Source organism: Streptomyces mobaraensis NBRC 13819 = DSM 40847, from assembly GCF_017916255.1.
GTDB lineage: Bacteria > Actinomycetota > Actinomycetes > Streptomycetales > Streptomycetaceae > Streptomyces > Streptomyces mobaraensis.
Genome location: NZ_CP072827.1, coordinates 5,001,327 through 5,019,687 on the forward strand (window position 1 = coordinate 5,001,327; position 18,361 = coordinate 5,019,687).

The 18,361-nt window shown below is 71.0% G+C and carries 18 protein-coding genes; 8 read left to right on the forward strand and 10 right to left on the reverse strand.

Going from position 1 to position 18,361, the window contains the following annotated elements:
• Window positions 1–17 precede the first annotated feature (17 nt).
• Both J7W19_RS21645 and J7W19_RS21650 read right to left on the reverse strand, forming a co-directional pair.
• Complete coding sequence (locus J7W19_RS21645) at window positions 18–1,193, reverse strand: SPASM domain-containing protein (protein WP_004937559.1); 1,176 nt, start codon at window positions 1,191–1,193, stop codon at window positions 18–20.
• A 166-nt stretch (window positions 1,194–1,359) separates the two neighbouring features.
• Complete coding sequence (locus J7W19_RS21650) at window positions 1,360–2,130, reverse strand: GntR family transcriptional regulator (RefSeq protein WP_004937563.1); 771 nt, start codon at window positions 2,128–2,130, stop codon at window positions 1,360–1,362.
• Between the two features lie 241 nt (window positions 2,131–2,371).
• On the opposite strand from J7W19_RS21650, the gene J7W19_RS21655 reads away from it, so the two are divergent.
• From J7W19_RS21655 to J7W19_RS21670, 4 genes are read left to right on the forward strand one after another with little or no spacing between them, the layout of a single operon-like run.
• Entirely contained in the window at window positions 2,372–3,649 is a 1,278-nt protein-coding gene (locus J7W19_RS21655; protein ID WP_040887370.1) for an extracellular solute-binding protein, read from the forward strand.
• 54 nt (window positions 3,650–3,703) lie between these two features.
• The gene (locus J7W19_RS21660; RefSeq protein ID WP_004937571.1) at window positions 3,704–4,681 is read left to right on the forward strand and encodes a carbohydrate ABC transporter permease; all 978 of its coding nucleotides are present in this window, start codon (window positions 3,704–3,706) and stop codon (window positions 4,679–4,681) included.
• The gene (locus tag J7W19_RS21665) at window positions 4,678–5,508 is read left to right on the forward strand and encodes a carbohydrate ABC transporter permease (RefSeq protein ID WP_004937574.1); all 831 of its coding nucleotides are present in this window, start codon (window positions 4,678–4,680) and stop codon (window positions 5,506–5,508) included. Before J7W19_RS21660 ends, J7W19_RS21665 begins: the two co-directional genes overlap by 4 nt.
• Before the next feature lie 10 nt (window positions 5,509–5,518).
• A complete protein-coding gene (locus J7W19_RS21670; protein ID WP_004937578.1) occupies window positions 5,519–7,042 on the forward strand; it encodes a glycoside hydrolase family 3 protein in 1,524 nt (507 codons plus the stop codon).
• Between the two features lie 338 nt (window positions 7,043–7,380).
• On the opposite strand, the gene nagB is transcribed toward J7W19_RS21670, so the two are convergent.
• Window positions 7,381–8,163, reverse strand: coding sequence for a glucosamine-6-phosphate deaminase (gene nagB, locus J7W19_RS21675; protein ID WP_004937580.1), 783 nt, complete (start codon window positions 8,161–8,163; stop codon window positions 7,381–7,383).
• Window positions 8,164–8,243: 80 nt separating this feature from the next.
• Entirely contained in the window at window positions 8,244–9,005 is a 762-nt protein-coding gene (locus J7W19_RS21680) for an SDR family oxidoreductase (RefSeq protein WP_004937581.1), read from the reverse strand.
• 85 nt (window positions 9,006–9,090) lie between these two features.
• On the opposite strand from J7W19_RS21680, the gene J7W19_RS21685 reads away from it, so the two are divergent.
• Together J7W19_RS21685 and J7W19_RS21690 are read left to right on the forward strand one after the other, a co-directional pair.
• Window positions 9,091–9,708: a TetR/AcrR family transcriptional regulator gene (locus J7W19_RS21685; RefSeq protein ID WP_004937583.1), complete on the forward strand. Its 618-nt coding sequence runs from the start codon at window positions 9,091–9,093 to the stop codon at window positions 9,706–9,708.
• Between the two features lie 470 nt (window positions 9,709–10,178).
• Window positions 10,179–11,648, forward strand: coding sequence for a sensor histidine kinase (locus J7W19_RS21690; RefSeq protein ID WP_040887371.1), 1,470 nt, complete (start codon window positions 10,179–10,181; stop codon window positions 11,646–11,648).
• A 175-nt stretch (window positions 11,649–11,823) separates the two neighbouring features.
• Here J7W19_RS21690 and J7W19_RS21695 read toward each other — a convergent pair whose 3' ends face one another.
• Both J7W19_RS21695 and J7W19_RS21700 read right to left on the reverse strand, forming a co-directional pair.
• Window positions 11,824–12,081, reverse strand: coding sequence for a WhiB family transcriptional regulator (locus J7W19_RS21695; protein WP_004937597.1), 258 nt, complete (start codon window positions 12,079–12,081; stop codon window positions 11,824–11,826).
• Window positions 12,082–12,402: 321 nt separating this feature from the next.
• Entirely contained in the window at window positions 12,403–13,371 is a 969-nt protein-coding gene (locus J7W19_RS21700; protein WP_004937602.1) for a diacylglycerol/lipid kinase family protein, read from the reverse strand.
• Window positions 13,372–13,492: 121 nt separating this feature from the next.
• Here J7W19_RS21700 and J7W19_RS21705 point away from each other — a divergent pair, with 121 nt between their 5' ends.
• Window positions 13,493–13,999 (forward strand): hypothetical protein, encoded by a 507-nt coding sequence (locus tag J7W19_RS21705; protein WP_004937604.1) that lies wholly within the window; start codon window positions 13,493–13,495, stop codon window positions 13,997–13,999.
• A gap of 91 nt (window positions 14,000–14,090) precedes the next feature.
• On the opposite strand, the gene J7W19_RS21710 is transcribed toward J7W19_RS21705, so the two are convergent.
• The 4 genes from J7W19_RS21710 to J7W19_RS21725 form a co-directional block, all read right to left on the reverse strand.
• Window positions 14,091–15,014 (reverse strand): RNA polymerase sigma factor SigF, encoded by a 924-nt coding sequence (locus J7W19_RS21710; protein WP_040887374.1) that lies wholly within the window; start codon window positions 15,012–15,014, stop codon window positions 14,091–14,093.
• A gap of 16 nt (window positions 15,015–15,030) precedes the next feature.
• Window positions 15,031–15,447: an ATP-binding protein gene (locus J7W19_RS21715; protein ID WP_004937609.1), complete on the reverse strand. Its 417-nt coding sequence runs from the start codon at window positions 15,445–15,447 to the stop codon at window positions 15,031–15,033.
• Window positions 15,448–15,645: 198 nt separating this feature from the next.
• The gene (locus J7W19_RS21720; RefSeq protein ID WP_004937613.1) at window positions 15,646–16,203 is read right to left on the reverse strand and encodes a GNAT family N-acetyltransferase; all 558 of its coding nucleotides are present in this window, start codon (window positions 16,201–16,203) and stop codon (window positions 15,646–15,648) included.
• A gap of 119 nt (window positions 16,204–16,322) precedes the next feature.
• Window positions 16,323–16,586, reverse strand: a complete 264-nt coding sequence (locus J7W19_RS21725; protein WP_004937616.1) for a UBP-type zinc finger domain-containing protein — start codon at window positions 16,584–16,586, stop codon at window positions 16,323–16,325.
• Between the two features lie 48 nt (window positions 16,587–16,634).
• Here J7W19_RS21725 and J7W19_RS21730 point away from each other — a divergent pair, with 48 nt between their 5' ends.
• Window positions 16,635–18,236, forward strand: coding sequence for a Na+/H+ antiporter (locus J7W19_RS21730; RefSeq protein WP_004937619.1), 1,602 nt, complete (start codon window positions 16,635–16,637; stop codon window positions 18,234–18,236).
• Window positions 18,237–18,361: the final 125 nt, after the last annotated feature.

Sequence of the window (18,361 nt, forward strand, 5' to 3'; positions counted from 1 at the left end):
GGCGGTTGCGTCGGGCGTTACAGGAAGTCCGCGTGCAGCGTGGACGGCACCTCGGCCGCGTACGCCCCCAGCGCGTCATCCAGCGCGACGCGCCCGTCGAGCAGCAGCTCCAGCAGCTCGTTCTGCGGCCGGTAGGAGCAGGATCCGCACAGTGCGGTGGTCCGCGGGTCCGTGGCCTGCCAGGCGGTACGGGCGGCGCCGGCCAGGACGTCCGGCCAGCCGTCGGTGGCGACGTCGCCGAGGCCGTAGCGGGGGTCGGGGCTCACCCGGGGGCAGGGGGAGAGGCGTCCGCCGGAGTCGACGGCGACGGTGAAGCGGCTGTAGTGGCAGCGGCGGAAGCGGGCTTCGCCGGTGTCGCCGTCCGGGTCGTCGGCGGGCCGCGGCAGCCGGACCTCGAACGCGTCGTCCTCCAGCAGGGCGGCCTGGCGCAGGGCCGGTGCGGTGCCCGCGCGGTACGCGTACGGGCCGGTGTCGAAGCGTATGTAGTGGGCACCCGACTCCCGGGCCGCGTGGGCGGCGGCCAGGATCTCCCCGCGGTTGCGTTCGGTGATCACATAGTGGAAGCCGATGCGGAAGTCCGGGTCGATGGCGGACTGGCGCAGGTTGCCGACGTCGTCGAGGAGCGACGCCAACGTCGTCCGGCCGGCCTCGCGACCGCCGGTGCGGAAGGTGGCCTCGGTGCCCGCCGGGAGGGTGACGCGCACCCAGGTGTGGGTGGAGGCCACGCATTCGGCCGTGTCCGGGCGGCCGAGCCGGGAGCCGTCGGTGACCAGCCCGAGGCGGAGCCCGGCCTCGTGCCCCGCGTCGCACACGGCCGGATATCCGGGGTGGCGGGTGGTTTCCCGGATGCCGTGGAAGGTCACCGCCCGGCCGCCGGAAGCCGCGAATCCGCGGAGCAGGGAGGCGGCCTTCGCCGTCGGGAGGGCGCTTTCCGAGGGGGAATTCCCCGTGTCCCGTCCGACGGCGTCCGTTCCGTCGCGGCTTTCCGGCGGGGAAATCGCGGAAGGCCCCGTGATGTCCAGCCGGACATGCACCGGACGGATTTCCCGCCCTTCGACGAACCGGCGCAGCAACTCGCCGTGGGCGAGCACTTTCCGCGGGGAATGCGCCGGTTCCAGGCCGGGCGCGGGACACCGTCGGCCGTCCTGCCGAGCGGTTCCGTCGTGGCTCCGCACGCCCGCGGTGTCGTCCATGATCGTCCTCTCGCGAGGCAGCGGTCGGGCGCCGGTGACACTATGAGCCGCCGAGATGACCGTCAATAGGAATGGACCATGAGGGGCCGTTTCCCGTGGAAGACCGTTCCCGTGGAATCGTCCTCGTCGCCCTTCCCGGAAGACCGGACGATTCCACGGCGCGCGCCTATTCCGACGCGGGCCGCCGCAATCGGGCGACGAACTTGTAGCGGTCCCCGCGGTAGACCGAACGCACCCACTCCACCGGCGCGCCGTCCGCGTCCAGCGAGTGGCGGGAGAGCAGCAGCATGGGGAGGCCCACGTCGGTGCCGAGCAGCCCGGCCTCGCGCGGGGTGGCGAGCGAGGTCTCGATGGTCTCCTCGGCCTCGGCCAGGTGCACGCCGTAGACCTCGGCGAGCGCCGTGTACAGCGAGGTGTACTTGACGAGGTTGCGGCGCAGCGCGGGGAAGCGCTTCGCGGAGAGGTGGGTGGTCTCGATGGCCATGGGCTCGCCGCTGGCCAGCCGCAGCCGTTCGATGCGCAGCACCCGGCCGCCGGGGGTGATGTCGAGCAGACCGGCGAGGCGGTCGTCCGCTGTGACGTAGCCGATGTCGAGGAGCTGTGAGGTGGGTTCCAGGCCCTGGGCCTTCATGTCCTCCGTGTAGGAGGTGAGTTGCAGCGCCTGGGAGACCTTGGGCTTGGCGACGAAGGTGCCCTTGCCCTGGATGCGTTCCAGGCGGCCCTCGACGACCAGCTCCTGGAGCGCCTGGCGCACGGTGGTGCGCGAGGTGTCGAACTCCGCGGCGAGGGTGCGTTCGGGTGGCACCGGCGTGCCGGGGGGCAAGGTTTCGGTCATTCCCAACAGATGACGTTTGAGCCGGTAGTACTTGGGAACGCGGGCCGTCCGCACGCCGCCGGCGGTGCTGCCGTTCTCCGCTGTCCCGCCCTCGGTTGCCATGGCGTGCCTTCCCGACTCCGATCCTGCTGCCGTCACCGGCTCCTCCGTCTATCGCGGTCACATGGTGGCACGGGCAGTGCCCGAGGGGACCGGAGACGCCCAGGTCGGCCCTCAGGTGTCGGTCCGGTAACGGAGCCGACAGCGACTCTTATACACCCTTGACACCCCAAAAGGTCTAGGCCAAGCTGCGGGCACTGGTCTAAACCATTAAAGACCACTTTTCGGTCCTGAGGAGAGTGCTGTGAAGCGTGGGCTCATAGCGGCGACGGGTGTCGCGGCCTTGTTGGTGAGTGTGGCTGCTTGTGGGTCCGACGGCGGCGACAAGGACTCCGGTTCCGGATCCGGGGACTCCAAGGGCAAGACCCTCACCGTCTGGTTCATGGACGGCTCGAATCCGCCCAAGTGGACCGAGGCCGTGAAGTCCGAGTTCGAGCAGAAGACCGGCGCCAAGCTGGATGTCCAGATCCAGAAGTGGGACAACATCCAGCAGAAGCTCACCACCGCGCTCTCCGAGTCCACGCCGCCCGACGTCTTCGAGATCGGCAACACCCAGACGCCCTCCTACGCCGCGACCGGCGGCCTCGCCGACCTCTCCGACCTGAAGAAGGAGATCGGCAAGGACTGGACCGAATCCCTCAACAAGCCGTCCGTGTTCGAGGGGACGCAGTACGCGGCGCCGTGGTGGGCCGCCAACCGCGTCGTCATCTACAACAAGAAGGTCTGGGCCGACGCCGGCGTCAAGGACATCCCCAAGACCCGCGCCGATCTCTTCAAGGCGTTCGAGGCCATCCAGAAGAAGGGCGACGCCGAGCCCCTCTACCTGCCCGGCCAGAACTGGTACTTCTTCGACGGCCTGACCATCGGCGCCGGCGCCGACCTGGTGAAGAAGGACGGCAACAAGTACGTCTCCAACCTCGCCGACCCCAAGGTCGGCAAGGCGATGGAGGTCTACAAGCAGTACCAGGCGTTCAGCAAGGCGCCGAAGGACAAGGACGAGGCCACCCCGCAGCAGGCCGACGTCTTCGCCAAGGGCAAGACCGGCGCCTTCATCGGCATGGGCTGGGAGGCCAAGACCGCGGTCAAGGCCAACCCGGCGATCGAGAAGGACCTCGGCTACTTCACCATCCCCGGTGAGACCGCCGACAAGCCCGAGGGCGTCTTCCTCGGCGGCTCCAACCTCGCGATCGCCGAGCGGAGCAAGAAGAAGGACCTCGCCGAGGAGTTCCTGAAGATCGCGCTGTCCGACAAGAACGAGGGCGCGCTCGCCCACGAGGTCGGCTCGATCCCCAACAAGGAGTCGCTGCTCCCCCAGGTGAAGGGCAACCCGGCCGGTGAGGCCGCGGCCCCGGCGGCCAAGGGCGGCGGCACCACCCCGCTGATCGCCGAGTGGGCGGCCGTCGAGAACGCCCCCAACCCGATCAAGGCATACATGACCGCCGTGCTCAACGGCAAGTCGCCCGAGGACGCGGCCAAGCAGGTCGAGGGCGAGATGAACAAGCGCCTCAGCCAGAAGCAGTGACCCGCCCGCCCGGCACCACGCACCACCGTTGTACAGGGGAGAAGGCGGACGACGATGTCAGCGCAGACCGAAGAGGCGGCGGCCCGGCCCGCCTCCCGGACCGGCAAGGGCGGCGCGCCGCCGGCTCCCGGGACGCCCAAGCGGGCCGGCAGGACGGTCCCGTACCTGCTGATCCTGCCCGCGGCCGTCTTCACGGTGCTCCTGCTCGGCTGGATCATGGTCAAGAACGGCCTGCTGTCGTTCCAGAACCTCAACCGGCGGCAGCTCATCCGGCGCACCACCGAGTGGATCGGCTTCGACAACTACGCGGACTCGCTGGGGAGCGAGGAGTTCTGGCGCGTCACCCTCCGGTCCGTCGTCTTCACCGCGGTCAACGTCACCCTGGTCATGGTCGTCGGCTGCCTGATCGGCCTGCTGCTGGCGCGGCTCGGCAAGCGGACCCGGCTGCTGCTCTCCCTGGGCCTGGTGCTGGCCTGGGCCATGCCCGTGGTCGCGGCCACCACGGTTTTCCAGTGGCTGTTCGCCCAGCGCTTCGGCGTCGTCAACTACATGCTGGACCGGCTCGGCTGGCACTCCATGGCCGACTACAACTGGACCAGCGGGCAGTTCTCCACCTTCTTCGTGATCACCGTGCTGCTGGTGTGGCAGTCCGTCCCGTTCGTCGCGATCAACCTCTACGCGGCGACGACCACGATCCCCAAGGAGCTCTACGAGGCCGCCGCGCTCGACGGCGCCGGCGTGTGGAAGCGGTTCACCTCGGTGACCTTCCCCTTCCTCAAGCCGTTCTTCTACGCCACGACCTTCCTCGAAGTCATCTGGATCTTCAAGGCGTTCACCCAGGTCTTCGTCATCAACGAGGGCGGCCCGGACCGCCTCACCGAGACCCTGCCGGTGTACGCCTTCGTCGAGGGCATGAACAACCAGCACTTCGGCATGGGCGCCGCGATCTCCATCCTGACCATCGCCATCCTGCTCGCCCTGACCGCCTACTACCTGCGCCTGGTGCTCAAGCAAGAGGAGGACGAGCTGTGAAGCGCTCTTTGATCGGCCGGGTCTGGCCGGGGGCGACGGCGGTCGTCCTGTTCCTCGGCTTCGTCTTCCCCGTCTACTGGATGTTCGCCACGGCCTTCAAGGCCAACAAGGACATCGTCGGCGACACCCCGGTCTGGTTCCCCACCAGCCCGACCCTCGAACACTTCGAGAAGGCCGTGGACGCCGAGGGCTTCTGGACCTTCGTGGCCAACTCCTTCATCACCACGGGCGTCGCCGTCCTGCTGTCGCTGGTGATCGCGCTGCTGGCCTCCTTCGCCATCGCCCGGATGCGCTTCCGGGGCCGGCGGAGCTTCATCCTGGTGATGATGATGGCCCAGATGGCGCCCTGGGAGGTCATGGTCATCGCGTACTACATGATCGTGCGCGACGCCGACATGCTGAACAGCCTGCTGCCGCTCATCGGCATCTACACCCTGATGGTGCTGCCCTTCACCATCCTGACGCTCCGCGGCTACGTCGCCGCTGTGCCGAAGGAACTGGAGGAGTCCGCCATGGTCGACGGCTGCACCCGCGCCCAGGCGTTCCGCCGGGTGATCTTCCCGCTGCTGGCACCCGGCCTGATGGCCACCTCCCTCTTCGGCTTCATCACCGTGTGGAACGAGTTCCCCTACGTGCTCATCCTGAGCAAGGACCCCTCCGCGCAGACGCTGCCGCTCTGGCTCACCGGTTTCCGGACCACCTTCGGCGACGACTGGGGTGCCACCATGGCCGCCTCCTCCCTCTTCGCCGTCCCCATCCTCATCCTGTTCGTCTTCCTGCAGCGCAGGGCCGTCGGAGGACTGACCTCCGGCGCGGTGAAGGGCTAGCACTGCACTCATGGACACGCTGACCCGAGACGCGCTCACCGTTCTCCAGCCCGGCTTCACCGGGACCACCCCGCCCGACTGGGTGCTGCGCCGGCTCGGCGAAGGACTCGCCGCCGTCGGGCTGTTCGGCCGCAACGTCGCCACGCCGGAACAACTCGCCGCCCTCACCGCCCGGCTGCGCGCCGAGCGGGACGACGTGCTCGTCGCGATCGACGAGGAGGGCGGCGACGTCACCCGGCTGGAGGTCCGCACCGGCTCCTCCTTCCCCGGCAACCTCGCGCTCGGCGCGGTCGACGACCCGGACCTGACCCGGTCCGTCGCCCGCGAACTGGGCCGCCGGCTCGCCGAGTGCGGGATCAACCTCAACTGGGCGCCCTCCGCCGACGTCAACTCCGACCCCGACAACCCCGTCATCGGCGTACGGTCCTTCGGCGCCGACCCGGAACTCGTCGCCCGGCACACCGCCGCCTACGTCGAGGGCCTCCAGGCGGCGGGCGTGGCCGCCTGCACCAAGCACTTCCCCGGCCACGGCGACACCTCCGTCGACTCCCACGACGACATGCCCCGGGTGGGCGTCGACCTGCCGACGCTCCGGGCGCGGGACCTGCCGCCCTTCCACGCGGCCGTCGCGGCCGGCACCAAGGCCGTGATGAGCGCGCACATCCTGCTGCCCGCCCTCGACCCCCGGCTGCCGGCCACCCTCAGCCCCGACGTCCTGCACGGCCTGCTCCGGGCCCCCGTCGAGCGGGGCGGCCTCGGCTTCGACGGCCTGATCGTCACCGACGGCATCGAGATGCGGGCCATCTCCGCCGCCTGGGGCATCGAACGCGGCGGCGTCCTGGCCCTGGCCGCGGGCTGCGACGCCATCTGCGTCGGCGGCGGGCATTCCGACGAGGGCACCGTCCTGCGGCTGCGCGACGCCATCGTCGACGCCGTCCGCTCGGGCGAACTCCCCGAGGAACGGCTCTCCGACGCCGCCACCCGCGTCCGCGCGCTCGCCCGCTGGGCCTCGAAGGCGGGGGAGGGCGCGCGGGAGGGGAGCGCGCCCACCCCCGACATCGGCCTCACCGCCGCCCGCCGAGCCCTGCGCGTCACGGCTCCGACCGGCCGCGGCGCGTCCGGCGGTGGGGCCGACGGCCCCGCTCGGGAGGGTCCGGTCCACGTGGCCGCGTACACCCCGTCGGCCAACTTCGCCGTGGGCGACGAGACCCCCTGGGGGATCGCCGCCGACCTGGCCCGCCTGCTCCCGGGCACGTCGACCGGCAACTACGGTCCGGCCACCGCGGATGCCGATGCCGTGCTGCGGGACGCCGACGGGCGACCGGTCGTCGCGGTGGTACGGGACGTCCACCGCCACCCGTGGATGGCCACCGCCCTGGCTGCCCTGGTCGCCGCCCGGCCCGACACCGTCGTGGTCGAGATGGGCCTGCCTCAGGCCCCGCCCACCGGCGCCCTGCACATCGCCACCCATGGCGCGGCCCGCGTATGCGGCACGGCCGCCGCCGAGGCCATCGCGGGCCGCATCGCCGGCTGAGACGGGCCGGGCCGAGTCGCCGACCCGGCCCGGCCCGGTCGTCGACCGGTCCGCGATGGCCACCGCACCACGTTCGGTTCGCCCGGGCGGGGGTGATCCGCCGTACGTCCTGCGGGGCCAGGGCGGTCCCCGTCGAAGCCGTGCGCCCGCCGGTTGGGGCAGGCCCCCGGACCGGCAGGGCCTCCTCCGGCCCGGCCGGATCCACCCGGCCTGGTTGGATCCACCCGGCCTGGTCGGACCCACCCGGCCCGACCGGGCCCGCCGGCCGGCCGGAGTCCGTCGCGGTTCCCGGCCGCCCGGTGCCGGCCTTACAGCCCCTGCCAGCTCGGGTGCCGGCCTTACAGCCCCTGCCAGCTCGGCTTCGCAGCGTACGTGGCGCGGAAGTAGTCGGCGAGCCGGAGCCGCGAGGCCGCCGCCTCGTCGACGACCACGGTCGCGTGCGGGTGCAGCTGGAGGGCGGACGCCGGCACCAGCGCGGAGACCGGGCCTTCCACGGTCTGGGCCACCGCCTCCGCCTTGCCCTCCCCGGTGGCCAACAGCACCAGGTGCCGCGCCTCCAGGATGGTGCCGATGCCCTGGGTGATGACGTGGTGGGGGACCTCGTCGATGCTGTCGAAGAACCGGGCGTTGTCCTGCCGGGTCTGCTCGGTCAGCGTCTTGATCCGGGTGCGGGAGGCGAGGGACGAGCACGGCTCGTTGAACCCGATGTGCCCGTCGGTGCCGATGCCGAGCAACTGGAGGTCCACACCGCCCGCCTCGGACAGCGCGCGGTCGTACGCGTCGCACGCTCCCTGGACGTCCTCGGCGGTGCCGTCCGGGCCCATGAACGAGGACTCGGTCAGCCCGAGCGGCTCCACCACCTGGCGCAGCACCGTCGACCGGTACGACTCCGGGTGGTCGGCGGGCAGGCCGACGTACTCGTCCAACTGGCAGATGCGGGCGCGCGAGGCGTCCAGGGAACCGGAGCGGACCATGTCCGCCAGGGCGTCATAGATGGGCAGCGGCGTCGAGCCGGTGGCAACGCCGAGCAGAGCGTCGGGCTTGCGGCTCAGCAGGGCGGCGATGGCCTCCGCGATGAGAGCGCCGCCTGCCTTGGCGTCCGGGACGATGACAACTTCCACGCTGGGCCTGCCGATCTTGGGATTGGGGTGGTATAGACCAATCTAACAGAGCCCGGCCCAGGGAGAAGGTCACCCGCGCGTCACAGCAGAGAGCCTCCCGTCGCGTCGATCCACTGCCCTGTTACCCACCGCCCCTCGGGTGAGGCCAGAAAGCCCACCACATCGGCTATGTCCCGCGGCTCCCCGATCCGCCGGAAGGGCGAGAGGTCGGCCATGGCCTCCCAGGCCGCCTTGTTCTCCTCGCCTCGCAGCCAGCCGGCGTTCATGTCCGTGTCGATCACGCCGGGAGCCACGGCGTTGACCGTGATGCCGCGCGCGCCCACCTCCTTGGCGAGCGTCATGGTGAACACGTCGAGGGCGCCCTTGGTCATCGCGTACGCGATGAGCTCCGTCATGCCCGCCCGTCGGGACAGCCCCGTCGACACGTTCACGACCCGGCCGCCGTCCCGCATCCGCTCCAGCCCGAGCTTGGTGATGAAGAAGGGGGCCTTGGTGTTGAGCGCGAAGACGTCGTCGAACTCCTCCGGCGTCGTCTCGCCGATCGGCTTGCGCGCCCCGTCCGTCCCGGCGTTGTTGACCAGGACGTCCACCCCGTCCGCCTGCTCGTCGTACGCCGCCCACAGTTCCTCGGCGTCGCCCGGTACACCCAATCGTGCCCGCACCGTGAAGGCGGAACCGCCCGCGGCCGTGATCGCCGCGACCGTCTCCGCGGCCGCCCGCTCGTCCCGCCCGTAGTGCACGGCCACCCGCGCGCCGTCCCGTGCCAGTCGTTCGGAGATCGCCCTGCCGATGCCCCGGCTGCCGCCCGTCACCAGTGCCGTCCTGCCCGTGAGCGCGCCCATGGGAGCCGCCCCCCCCTCTTTCCCTAGGGATCGTTACAGAAATAAGGTAGCAGGGATTCTTGAGTGAGCGCTATAAAATTTCGGCATGGCGACGAAACAGCGCGGCCGTCCCCGGTCCTTCGACCGGGCCACGGCCCTGGAGCAGGCGATCATGGCCTTCTGGGAGCATGGCTACGAGGCCACCTCCATCGCGGACCTCACGCGCAGCATGGGCATCGGCGCCCCCAGCCTCTACGCCGCGTTCGGTGACAAGAAGGCCCTGTTCAGCGCGGCCGTCGAGGAGTACGGCCACACGTACGGCGCGTTCCTCGGCCGCGCTCTCGACGAGGAGCCGACCGCGCGCCGGGGGGTCGCGCGGATGCTGCGCGAGGCCGCCGCCGAGTACACCGCCCCCGGTCGCCCGCCCGGCTGCCTGATCATCACGGCCGCCGTCAACGCGACGGAGGCGTCGGCGGATGTGGTCGCGTCCCTGCGTGAGCAGCGGGAGGCGAACGTCCACGCCATGGAGCAGGCCATCGAGGCCGACAAGGCCGTCGGGGAGCTGCCCGAAGACACCGACCCGCGCGCCCTCGCTCGCTTCACGGCCGTCGTCATCCAGGGCATGTCGCAGCAGGCGCGCGACGGCGCGAGCCGTGAGGAGCTCGAGGCGGTGGCGGAGTTGGCCCTCCGTGCCTGGCCGGACGGCGGTCCGGGCGACCGCTGACGGGGTGAGGCGCGTCCGGGTGGACGCTCCGGGAGAAGGCGGACGCCTCGGGATAAGACGGACGCCTCGGGAGAGGGCGGCGACGCGGCTGCGCCACGGGCCGCGGCGCCTGACGGGGACCCTCGACCCCGCCGGCACCGCAGCCCGGAGCTGATATCGGCCGGACCGGACACCGCGGGGTGTGCGAGCCCCGCGTCCGGAGCGGCCGACCGGAGGCCGTGGCGCGGTCAGGGCAGAGAGCGCCGGGCCTCGTGCCGCCCTCCTGTGCGGGGAGGGCGGGGCTTTACCCGTTCATTGTGGACTAGACCATTCGCCCTGTCCATGCCCGCGCGCCGAACTCCGCGTGTCCCGGCGGCGAATGACCGGTGTCGCGCCGTGCGGGCGGCTCCGTCGGCACACTGCGCGCCCGCGCCCGCGCCGCCCGCTCCACCGAGCCGCAAAAAGGAATTAGGCTCACAGCCGTGCCCTCCATGAACGATCTCGTACGCCAGCACACCGCTCTCGACGGCTCCGACCTCGAATGGCTCCACCTGCTGGTCTCGGAGTGGCAGTTGCTCTCCGACCTCTCCTTCGCCGACCTCGTGCTGTGGATTCCCACACTCGACGGCACCCGGTATGTCTCGGTCGCCCAGATGCGCCCCAATACCGGCCCCACCTCGTACCAGGACGACATGGTCGGCCACCTCGTCCCGCGCGGGCGCCGGCCCATGCTCGACGCGGCGCTCGACGAGGGGCGGATCGTGCGCGAGGGCGATCCCGAGTGGCGCGAAGAGGTGCCGGTCCGGGTGGAGTCCATCCCGGTCCGCCGCGAAGGGCGCGTCCTCGGTGTCATCGCCCGGAACACCAACCTGCTCACCGTGCGGACGCCGAGCCGGCTGGAGCTCACCTATCTGCAGAGCGCCTCCGACCTCGCCCAGATGATCGCCGCCGGAACGTTCCCCTTCCCTGGGCAACAAGTCGACATGGACGCCTCGCCGCGCGCCGGCGACGGCCTGGTCCGGCTGGACGCGGACGGCGTCGTCCAGTACGCGAGTCCGAACGCGCTCTCCGCCTACCACCGACTCGGCCTCGCCGCCGACCTCGTCGGACACCATCTGGGCGAGACCACCGCTCAGTTGGCACCGTCGCGCGGCCCGGTGGACGAGGGCCTGGCGAAGCTCGCCAGCGGCTGGGCGCCGCGCGAGTTCGAGGTCGAGGCCAACGGCGGTGTCATCCAGCTGCGGGTCATCCCGCTCAAACCCAAGGGCACGCACATCGGTTCGCTCGTCCTGCTCCGCGACGTCACCGAACTGCGTCGCCGCGAGCGTGAGTTGATCACCAAGGACGCCACCATCCGGGAGATCCACCACCGGGTGAAGAACAACCTCCAGACCGTCGCCGCCCTGCTGCGGCTGCAGGCCCGCCGCATCGGCTCGGCGGAGGGGCGCGAGGCCCTGGAGGAGGCCGTCCGCCGGGTCGGCTCGATCGCGATCGTCCACGAGACGCTCTCCCAGAACCTCGACGAACGGGTGGAATTCGACGAGATCGCCGACCGGGTGCTCGCCATGGTCGCCGAGATCTCGCCGGGACGTGTCCACACCCGCAGGACCGGGCGGTTCGGAGTGCTCGACGCCGAGGTCGCGACTCCGCTCTCCATGGTTCTGACCGAGCTGCTGCAGAACGCGCTGGAGCACGGGTTCGGCCCGGGGGAGCAGGGGACGGTCGAGGTGACGGCGGTGCGCGGGGGCACCCGGGCCGACGCCCGGCTGCTGATCTCGGTCCAGGACGACGGGCGCGGGCTGCCCGAGGGATTCGACCCGCACCAGGCCGGGAACCTCGGCCTGCAGATCGTCCGCACCTTGGTCGAGGGCGAACTCGGCGGCAGGTTCGACATGGTGCCCGCCTCCGAGCGAGGTACCCGAGTCGTCCTCGACCTCCCCGTCCGGCCGGAAAAGCCCTGACCAGACCGGTTTCGCTCAGCGGCGGCGCGGCATCGGGCCGCGTCGCGCCGGGCACAGCACTGAGCCCCGGACCGTGGCCGGTCCGGGGCTCAAAGCTTCACTGTGCGGTGCTGGTGGGCGCCCCCGATACGTCAGGGGCACTGCGCGCTGCGGCTCGGGGGCCGAGGGGGCGTCGTCAGGCGGTCGCGTTGCGAGCCCGGTTGCGGGCGGCGCGGCGCTTCATCGCGCGGCGCTCGTCCTCGCTGAGGCCACCCCAGACGCCGGAGTCCTGGCCGGACTCGAGCGCCCACTGCAGGCACTGCTCCATCACGGGGCAGCGGCGGCAGACGGCCTTGGCTTCCTCGATCTGCAGCAGCGCAGGACCGGTGTTGCCGATGGGGAAGAACAGCTCGGGGTCTTCCTCGCGGCAAACGGCGTTGTGACGCCAGTCCATGGCTGCTCCATCTCCTCGTTATTGCGGCTACGTGGCTTGTGAATGTGAACGCTTTCACGAATCCCCCCGCAAGGGAAGGGCCGTTACCCAGTCGAGACTGGCTGCGGTCCAGGAAAGAGAGAGGGGGTTCGGGCAATCCGGGAAGGCCGAGATGAGCGGCTGTCCCGTTCGCCATGAAGAGACTCGCAAACCTCGGCGGCGGACACAACCCCTTCTGGAAAGTTTTTTTTGATTCCTCGGTGTCAGCTAGGTCACAGCCGTACTTCCAGGGGGTGGAACCCAGGCTAAACGTTCGAGTGGAAGGACTTTAGGCCCTCACACTCACACAATCACACGCAGTGCACGGCGAACGCCTGTGAACGTCACGCTCGTACGCAATCCGAGGTGGTCACCGTCCATCTGAAACGGGAGTGGGGCCTGCGAATGCAAGGTGAAGGAACTCTGGTCATGGAGTGACACAGCGTGTCTACCCTCGGGTCCGCGCTCCGGTGTCGACGTCAGCAGCCGGGTGATGTGGCGGCCGGCCGTGAGGGTCGAGAGCCTGGTGAGTCCCAGCACGTCAAGGCCGGTGTCGAAGGACGCGCGGGGCAGTGCGTAGATCGGCCGGTTGCCGAAGTACGTCCACGGCGACGTGTTGCAGATTATCGACATGACGAGATTCGCGAGTGGCTCCTCGCCAGGTCGTTCGAGGGTGATCGTCCCGTGTCGGCGGTTGGGCTCGCCGACAAACTGACGCATGAACTGTCGCACGTACAGGGAATGCGTCGAACGTTTGCCGCGCTCCCGCTGCTGCTCCACCCGGCCGACGACACCGGCGTCGAAGCCGAGCCCGGCGCAGAAGGTGAACCAGCGGCCGGGGGCTCCTTCGTCCTCGCTGCCCGGGGTGCCGGCCGCGTGCCCCAGGCCGATGATCCGCTCGTCACCGTCGCGCAGCGCCTCCAGCAGGGCACCCGCGGCCTCGACGGGATCGTTCGGCAGCCCCAGCGCGCGGGCGAACACATTGGTCGAGCCGCCGGGCACCACCGCCAGACGCGGCAGGCGCTCGGGGTCGGGGCCGTGGTGCAGCAGACCGTTGACGACCTCGTTGACCGTTCCGTCCCCGCCCAGGGCGACCACCAGCTCGGTGTTGCCGCTCTCCGCGGCCGCCCGCGCCAGGTCTCGCGCGTGCCCCCGGTACTCGGTGGTGGCGACCTCGAGCTTGAGGTCGCTGGCGAGCGCGTGCACCAGGACATCGCGCGTACGGGCACTGGTGGTGGTGGCCGACGGGTTGACCACGAGAAGCGCACGCATGCGCGCCAGCCTACCTACCTGTCGGTACACGACCCACCTCAGGTCTCGCCGTCCCGGCCTTCCGCGTCGCGGGATCGCCCGGGGGCGACCGGTCGGGACGGGGCGGGGCTACCCTGCTGGGGTGAGCAGCAAGCAGTCCGCGTCGAAGTCCGCCCGTAAGAGCGCCGAGGCCGCCCGAAAGAGCGCAGCCCCCGAGCGCGACGGAAGCAAGGCACCCGACGTCCCGGAGCCGGCCGGTCCGCGGCCTGCCCGGTTGACGGCCGCCGCCGCGCTGGCCGGCCTGGAGGGGCTGGCCCTGCTGATCGGCGGACTGTACATCCTGGTCATGGGGCTGCTGGGGAAGCCGGACAGCCCACGGCAGGCGGTGACGGGCGGAGCGACCATGGTCGCCCTGGCCCTGCTGCCGCTGGCGGCGGCCCGCGGCCTGCTGCTGCGCCGCCGCTGGAGCCGGGGGCCCGCGCTCATCACCCAGCTCGTGGCGTTCCCCGTCGCCTGGTCGCTGATCAACGGGGGTGGCGGTCTGGTCGCCGCGGGCGTGGTGCTGGCGCTCGCCGCCGTGCTCACCCTGGGGCTGCTGGTGAACCCGACGGCCACCGAGGCGCTGGGCATCGGCCCACGGGAGTCCTGAGCCGCCGGTCCCGAGCGGGCCGCGGCGCCCCCGGACGTCGGGCTCGATCTCCCCGACGTCCTCCCGTGACGGCCGCTTCCCGACGAGGCGGCTACTCCTCGACGAGCAGTCGCTCGCGGAGCTGGGCGAGGGTGCGGGCGAGCAGTCGCGAGACGTGCATCTGGGAGATGCCGACCTCCTGGGCGATCTGCGACTGTGTCATGTTGCCGAAGAACCGCAGCAGAAGGATCTTCTTCTCGCGCGGTGGCAGGTCCTCCAGCAGGGGCTTGAGGGACTCGCGGTACTCGACGCCCTCCAGGGCCTCGTCCTCCGCGCCGAGGGTGTCGGCCACGGCGGGCGACTCGTCGTCCGTGTCCGGCACGTCGAGGGAGAGCGTGCTGTACGCGTTGGCCGACTCCAGGCCCTCCAGCACCTCCTCCTCCGAGATGCCGAGGTGTTCGGCCAGCTCATGGACCGTGGGCGCGCGGCCGTGCCGCTGGGAGAGCTCCGCGGTGGCGGTGGTCAGCGACAGCCGCAGCTCCTGGAGCCGGCGCGGCACCCGGACCGCCCATCCCTTGTCCCGGAAGTGCCGCTTGATCTCGCCGACGACCGTGGGAGTGGCGTAGGTGGAGAACTCCACACCCCGGTCAGGATCGAAGCGGTCCACGGACTTGATCAGGCCGATGGTGGCGACCTGGGTCAGGTCGTCGAGCGGCTCGCCGCGGTTGCGGAACCGCCGCGCCAGATGCTCCACCAGCGGCAGATGCATCCGCACCAGGTGATTGCGCAGCTCCGCCCGCTCCGGGGAGCCGTCGGGAAGCGACCGCAACCGGGTGAACAGGGCGCGCGCTCCACTGCGATCCTGCGGCTGGGAGAGCAACCGCCGCTGCTGGTCCTGCTGATCCATGTGGTCCGCCCGCTCCGGTCGGTCACTCGCCTCGTCCGGCTCCAGAGCCGCCGCGTTCCCCGGATGGTGCCGGGCGGACTGATGCGGGATGGCCGGGGTGCGTACTTCCCGCGACGATGCAGTACTCACGGAGCCCCCTCTTCCGTCACGGCTGCCCGGGGCCGGCGCCGCGCTTCTTGTGCAGGCTGATGCTGACCGTGCGGTCGTCCGCGACGGTGGAGTCCACCTCGCCGGCCAGGGCGGAGAGCACCGTCCAGGCGAAGGTGTCGCGCTCGGGCGCGCGGCCGTCCGTCGTGGGTGCCGAGACCGTCACCCGGAGCGCGTCGCCGACGAGGCGGAAGACGCAGCTCAGTACGGATCCGGGCACGGCCTGTTGCAGGAGGATCGCGCACGCCTCGTCCACGGCGATGCGCAGATCCTCGATTTCGTCGAGGGTGAAGTCCAGTCGGGCCGCGAGACCGGCTGTCGCCGTCCGCAGGACCGACAAGTAGGCACCCGCAGCGGGCAGCCGGACTTCCACGAAGTCCTGGGTCGCCCCGGACTCGCCTGCGATGGGGGACACCCTCACCTCCAAGGTGACACAAGCTTCTTGAGCTTTGACGGGCGTCGGCCGTGCACCCTCCGGGAGAGGATGGCACAAGGCCGCCGCGGCACATTTCCGGCTGCGACGCTATCGCGATCTGGAGGTCCGCGCCGCAGGCCCACGACTGTCACTCATGGTAAACCCATGAGCACGGAAAGTGGCTAGGGGCTTGCGGTCTCAAATCGAAAGAGGAGTCGCCCTGTTGGGATTTTCGTCACTCTGCGCGAGTGCCGCAAGGGCGTGGAGCGGTTCGCCCGATATCCGGTGCACCGTCCATTCGTCCATGGGCTCCGCGCCGAGCGACGCGTAGAAGCGGATCGACGGTTCGTTCCAGTCCAGTACTGACCATTCGAAACGCTGGTAGCCGCGCTCCACGCAGACGCGGGCCAGTTCGGCGAGCAACGCCCGGCCGTATCCCGCGCCCCGCGCCGTGGGCCGCACGTAGAGGTCCTCCAGGTAAACACCGTGCGTGCCCGTCCAGGTGGAGAAGTTGCGGAACCACAGCGCGAAACCCACCGGTTCGCCCGCCGGGGCCGCGCTGCCCTCCGTAACCCCCGCTTCAGTGCCGTCACTCTCCGCTATCAAGGCGAAGACCGCGGGGTGCGCTCCGAAAAGCGCCTCGCGCAGCTGCTCCTCGGTCGCCCGCGCGGAGCCCAGCGCCCTTTCGTACGCCGCGAGTTCACGAATCATCGCGTGGAGGACGGGAACGTCGGCGGGCGTCGCGGATCGGATCATGCCTGCATGCTAGCGGGCGGCACCGACAGCGCCCCGGGCGCCGACCCGGCTCCGGGGCGGAAAGTCAGGGACGCTTCGGGGTCGGATCAGGGGGACGTTCGAATGGCCGCCGGGGAGGATCAGGTCAGCAGGCGCCGGTCGACGTAGCACCAGCGCCAGGACTCGCCCGGCTCGAAGCTGCGCATCACCGCGTGGCCGGTCTCCTCGTAGTGGGCGGTGGCATGCCGGTGCGGCGACGAGTCGCAGCATCCGACGTGCCCGCACACCAGGCACAACCGGAGCTGGACGGGGTGGCTGCCGGCCGCCGCGCACTCGGTGCAGGTCTCGCTCAGCGGGGCGGGCTCGGGGCGCGGCAGCTCGGCGCAGTGCGGGCACTCGATCATGATGGCCAGATTAGAAGGTGAGGACGGGATGGACATGGGTGGGCACCGATGGACGTGATGCCACTGCTGGTACTGGTGGCCGGGAGCGCCGCCGTCGCGGGCGCCGCCCGCAGGACACCCGTGTCCGCACCCCTGCTGCTGGTCGCGGCGGGGCTCGCCGCGTCGTATCTGCCGGGCGTGCCGGACTACACCCTCGACCCGGACATCGTGCTGCCGCTGGTACTGCCACCGCTGCTGCACACCGCCGCGCTCGACAGCTCGTACCTCGACCTGCGCGCCAACGCCCGCCCGGTGGCGCTGCTCTCGGTCGGCTATGTGCTCTTCGCCGCGCTCGCCGTCGGCTGTACCGCCTTTCTGGTGGTGCCCGGCCTGCCGTTGACGGCGGCGCTGGTCCTCGGCGCCGTCGTGGCCCCGCCCGACGCGGTCGCCGCGACCGCCATCGCCCGCCGGCTGGGGCTGCCCTCGCGCATCACCACGATCCTCCAAGGCGAGTCCCTGGTGAACGACGCCACCGCCATCACCGCGTACAAGGTGGCGCTGGCCGCCGCGGTCGGCGAGGGCGCCACCTGGGCGGGCGGCATACGGGAGTTCGCGGTGGCGGCGCTGGGCGGTGTCGGGGTCGGCCTGGTTCTCATGGTGCCGCTGCACTGGCTGCGGAAGCGGCTGCGGGATCCGCTGCTGCAGAACACCCTCTCCCTCCTCATCCCCTTCGTCGCCTACACCGCCGCCGAGCAGGTGGAGGCGTCCGGTGTGCTCGCGGTCGTGGTGGTCGGCCTCTACCTCGGACACCGCTCCTGGCAGGTGGACTTCGCCACCCGGCTCCAGGAAGCGGCCGTGTGGAAGATGGTCGCCTTCGTCCTGGAGTCCGCCGTCTTCGCCCTGATCGGTCTTCAACTCCGACTGGTGATCGGCGGAGTGGGGGAGTACGGGTCTGGCGAGGCGGCCTGGTACGCCCTGGCCGTCTTCCTCGCCGTGGTCGTCGCCCGCTTCCTCTGGGTCTACCCGGCCACGTTCCTGCCGCGGCTGCTGTCCGCGCGGATCCGCGAACGGGAGCGGGAGACCACCGCCCGCGGCACCTTCGTCGTGGGCTGGGCGGGGATGCGCGGGGTCGTCTCGCTGGCCATCGCCTTCTCGATTCCCGTCACCACCCATGACGGGAGCGCCTTTCCGGCGCGCGACCTGGTGCTGTTCCTCACCTTCACCACGGTGATCGGCACGCTCGTGGTGCAGGGCCTCACCCTGCCTCCGCTGATCCGGGCGCTGCGGCTGCCGGGCCGCGATCCGCGCTCGGCCACCCTCGCCGAGGCGCAGGCCCAGAGCGAGGCGTCCGCCGCCGCGGAGCGCCGGCTCGACGAGCTCCTCGCCGACGACCGCAACGCCTTGCCCCAGCCGCTCGCCGACCGGCTGCGCGCCGTGCTGGAGCGCCGCCGCAACGCGGTGTGGGAGCGGCTCGGCGCCGTGCACGAGACCACCGGGGAGTCGGCGGACGACACCTACCGCCGGCTGACCAGGGAGGTCATCGAGGCCGAGCGCGAGGTCTTCGTGTCCCTGCGGGACGCGCGGCGGATCGACGACGAGATGCTGCGGACGCTGTTGCGGCGGCTGGACCTGGAGGAGGCCGCGGCGTACCGGGAGGAGGCGACGGAATGAACGGCGTACCGTACGGACGACGGCCCGGTTCCACCGGGCGTCCGGGATCCACCGGCCGTCTCCGACTCACCGGCCGCTCCCGATCCAGCAGCTGTCCCCGATCTACCGGCTGCCCCGGATCCACC

Excerpts from the sequence above, each read along its gene's own strand:
- J7W19_RS21645 (WP_004937559.1), bottom strand. The coding sequence starts at position 1,193 with ATGGACGACACCGCGGGCGTGCGGAGCCACGACGGAACCGCTCGGCAG.
- J7W19_RS21650 (WP_004937563.1), bottom strand. The coding sequence starts at position 2,130 with ATGGCAACCGAGGGCGGGACAGCGGAGAACGGCAGCACCGCCGGCGGC.
- J7W19_RS21660 (WP_004937571.1), top strand. The coding sequence starts at position 3,704 with ATGTCAGCGCAGACCGAAGAGGCGGCGGCCCGGCCCGCCTCCCGGACC.
- J7W19_RS21670 (WP_004937578.1), top strand. The coding sequence starts at position 5,519 with ATGGACACGCTGACCCGAGACGCGCTCACCGTTCTCCAGCCCGGCTTC.
- J7W19_RS21680 (WP_004937581.1), bottom strand. The coding sequence starts at position 9,005 with ATGGGCGCGCTCACGGGCAGGACGGCACTGGTGACGGGCGGCAGCCGG.
- J7W19_RS21685 (WP_004937583.1), top strand. The coding sequence starts at position 9,091 with ATGGCGACGAAACAGCGCGGCCGTCCCCGGTCCTTCGACCGGGCCACG.
- J7W19_RS21690 (WP_040887371.1), top strand. The coding sequence starts at position 10,179 with ATGAACGATCTCGTACGCCAGCACACCGCTCTCGACGGCTCCGACCTC.
- J7W19_RS21695 (WP_004937597.1), bottom strand. The coding sequence starts at position 12,081 with ATGGACTGGCGTCACAACGCCGTTTGCCGCGAGGAAGACCCCGAGCTG.
- J7W19_RS21700 (WP_004937602.1), bottom strand. The coding sequence starts at position 13,371 with ATGCGTGCGCTTCTCGTGGTCAACCCGTCGGCCACCACCACCAGTGCC.
- J7W19_RS21720 (WP_004937613.1), bottom strand. The coding sequence starts at position 16,203 with ATGATCCGATCCGCGACGCCCGCCGACGTTCCCGTCCTCCACGCGATG.
- J7W19_RS21725 (WP_004937616.1), bottom strand. The coding sequence starts at position 16,586 with ATGATCGAGTGCCCGCACTGCGCCGAGCTGCCGCGCCCCGAGCCCGCC.
- J7W19_RS21730 (WP_004937619.1), top strand. The coding sequence starts at position 16,635 with ATGGACGTGATGCCACTGCTGGTACTGGTGGCCGGGAGCGCCGCCGTC.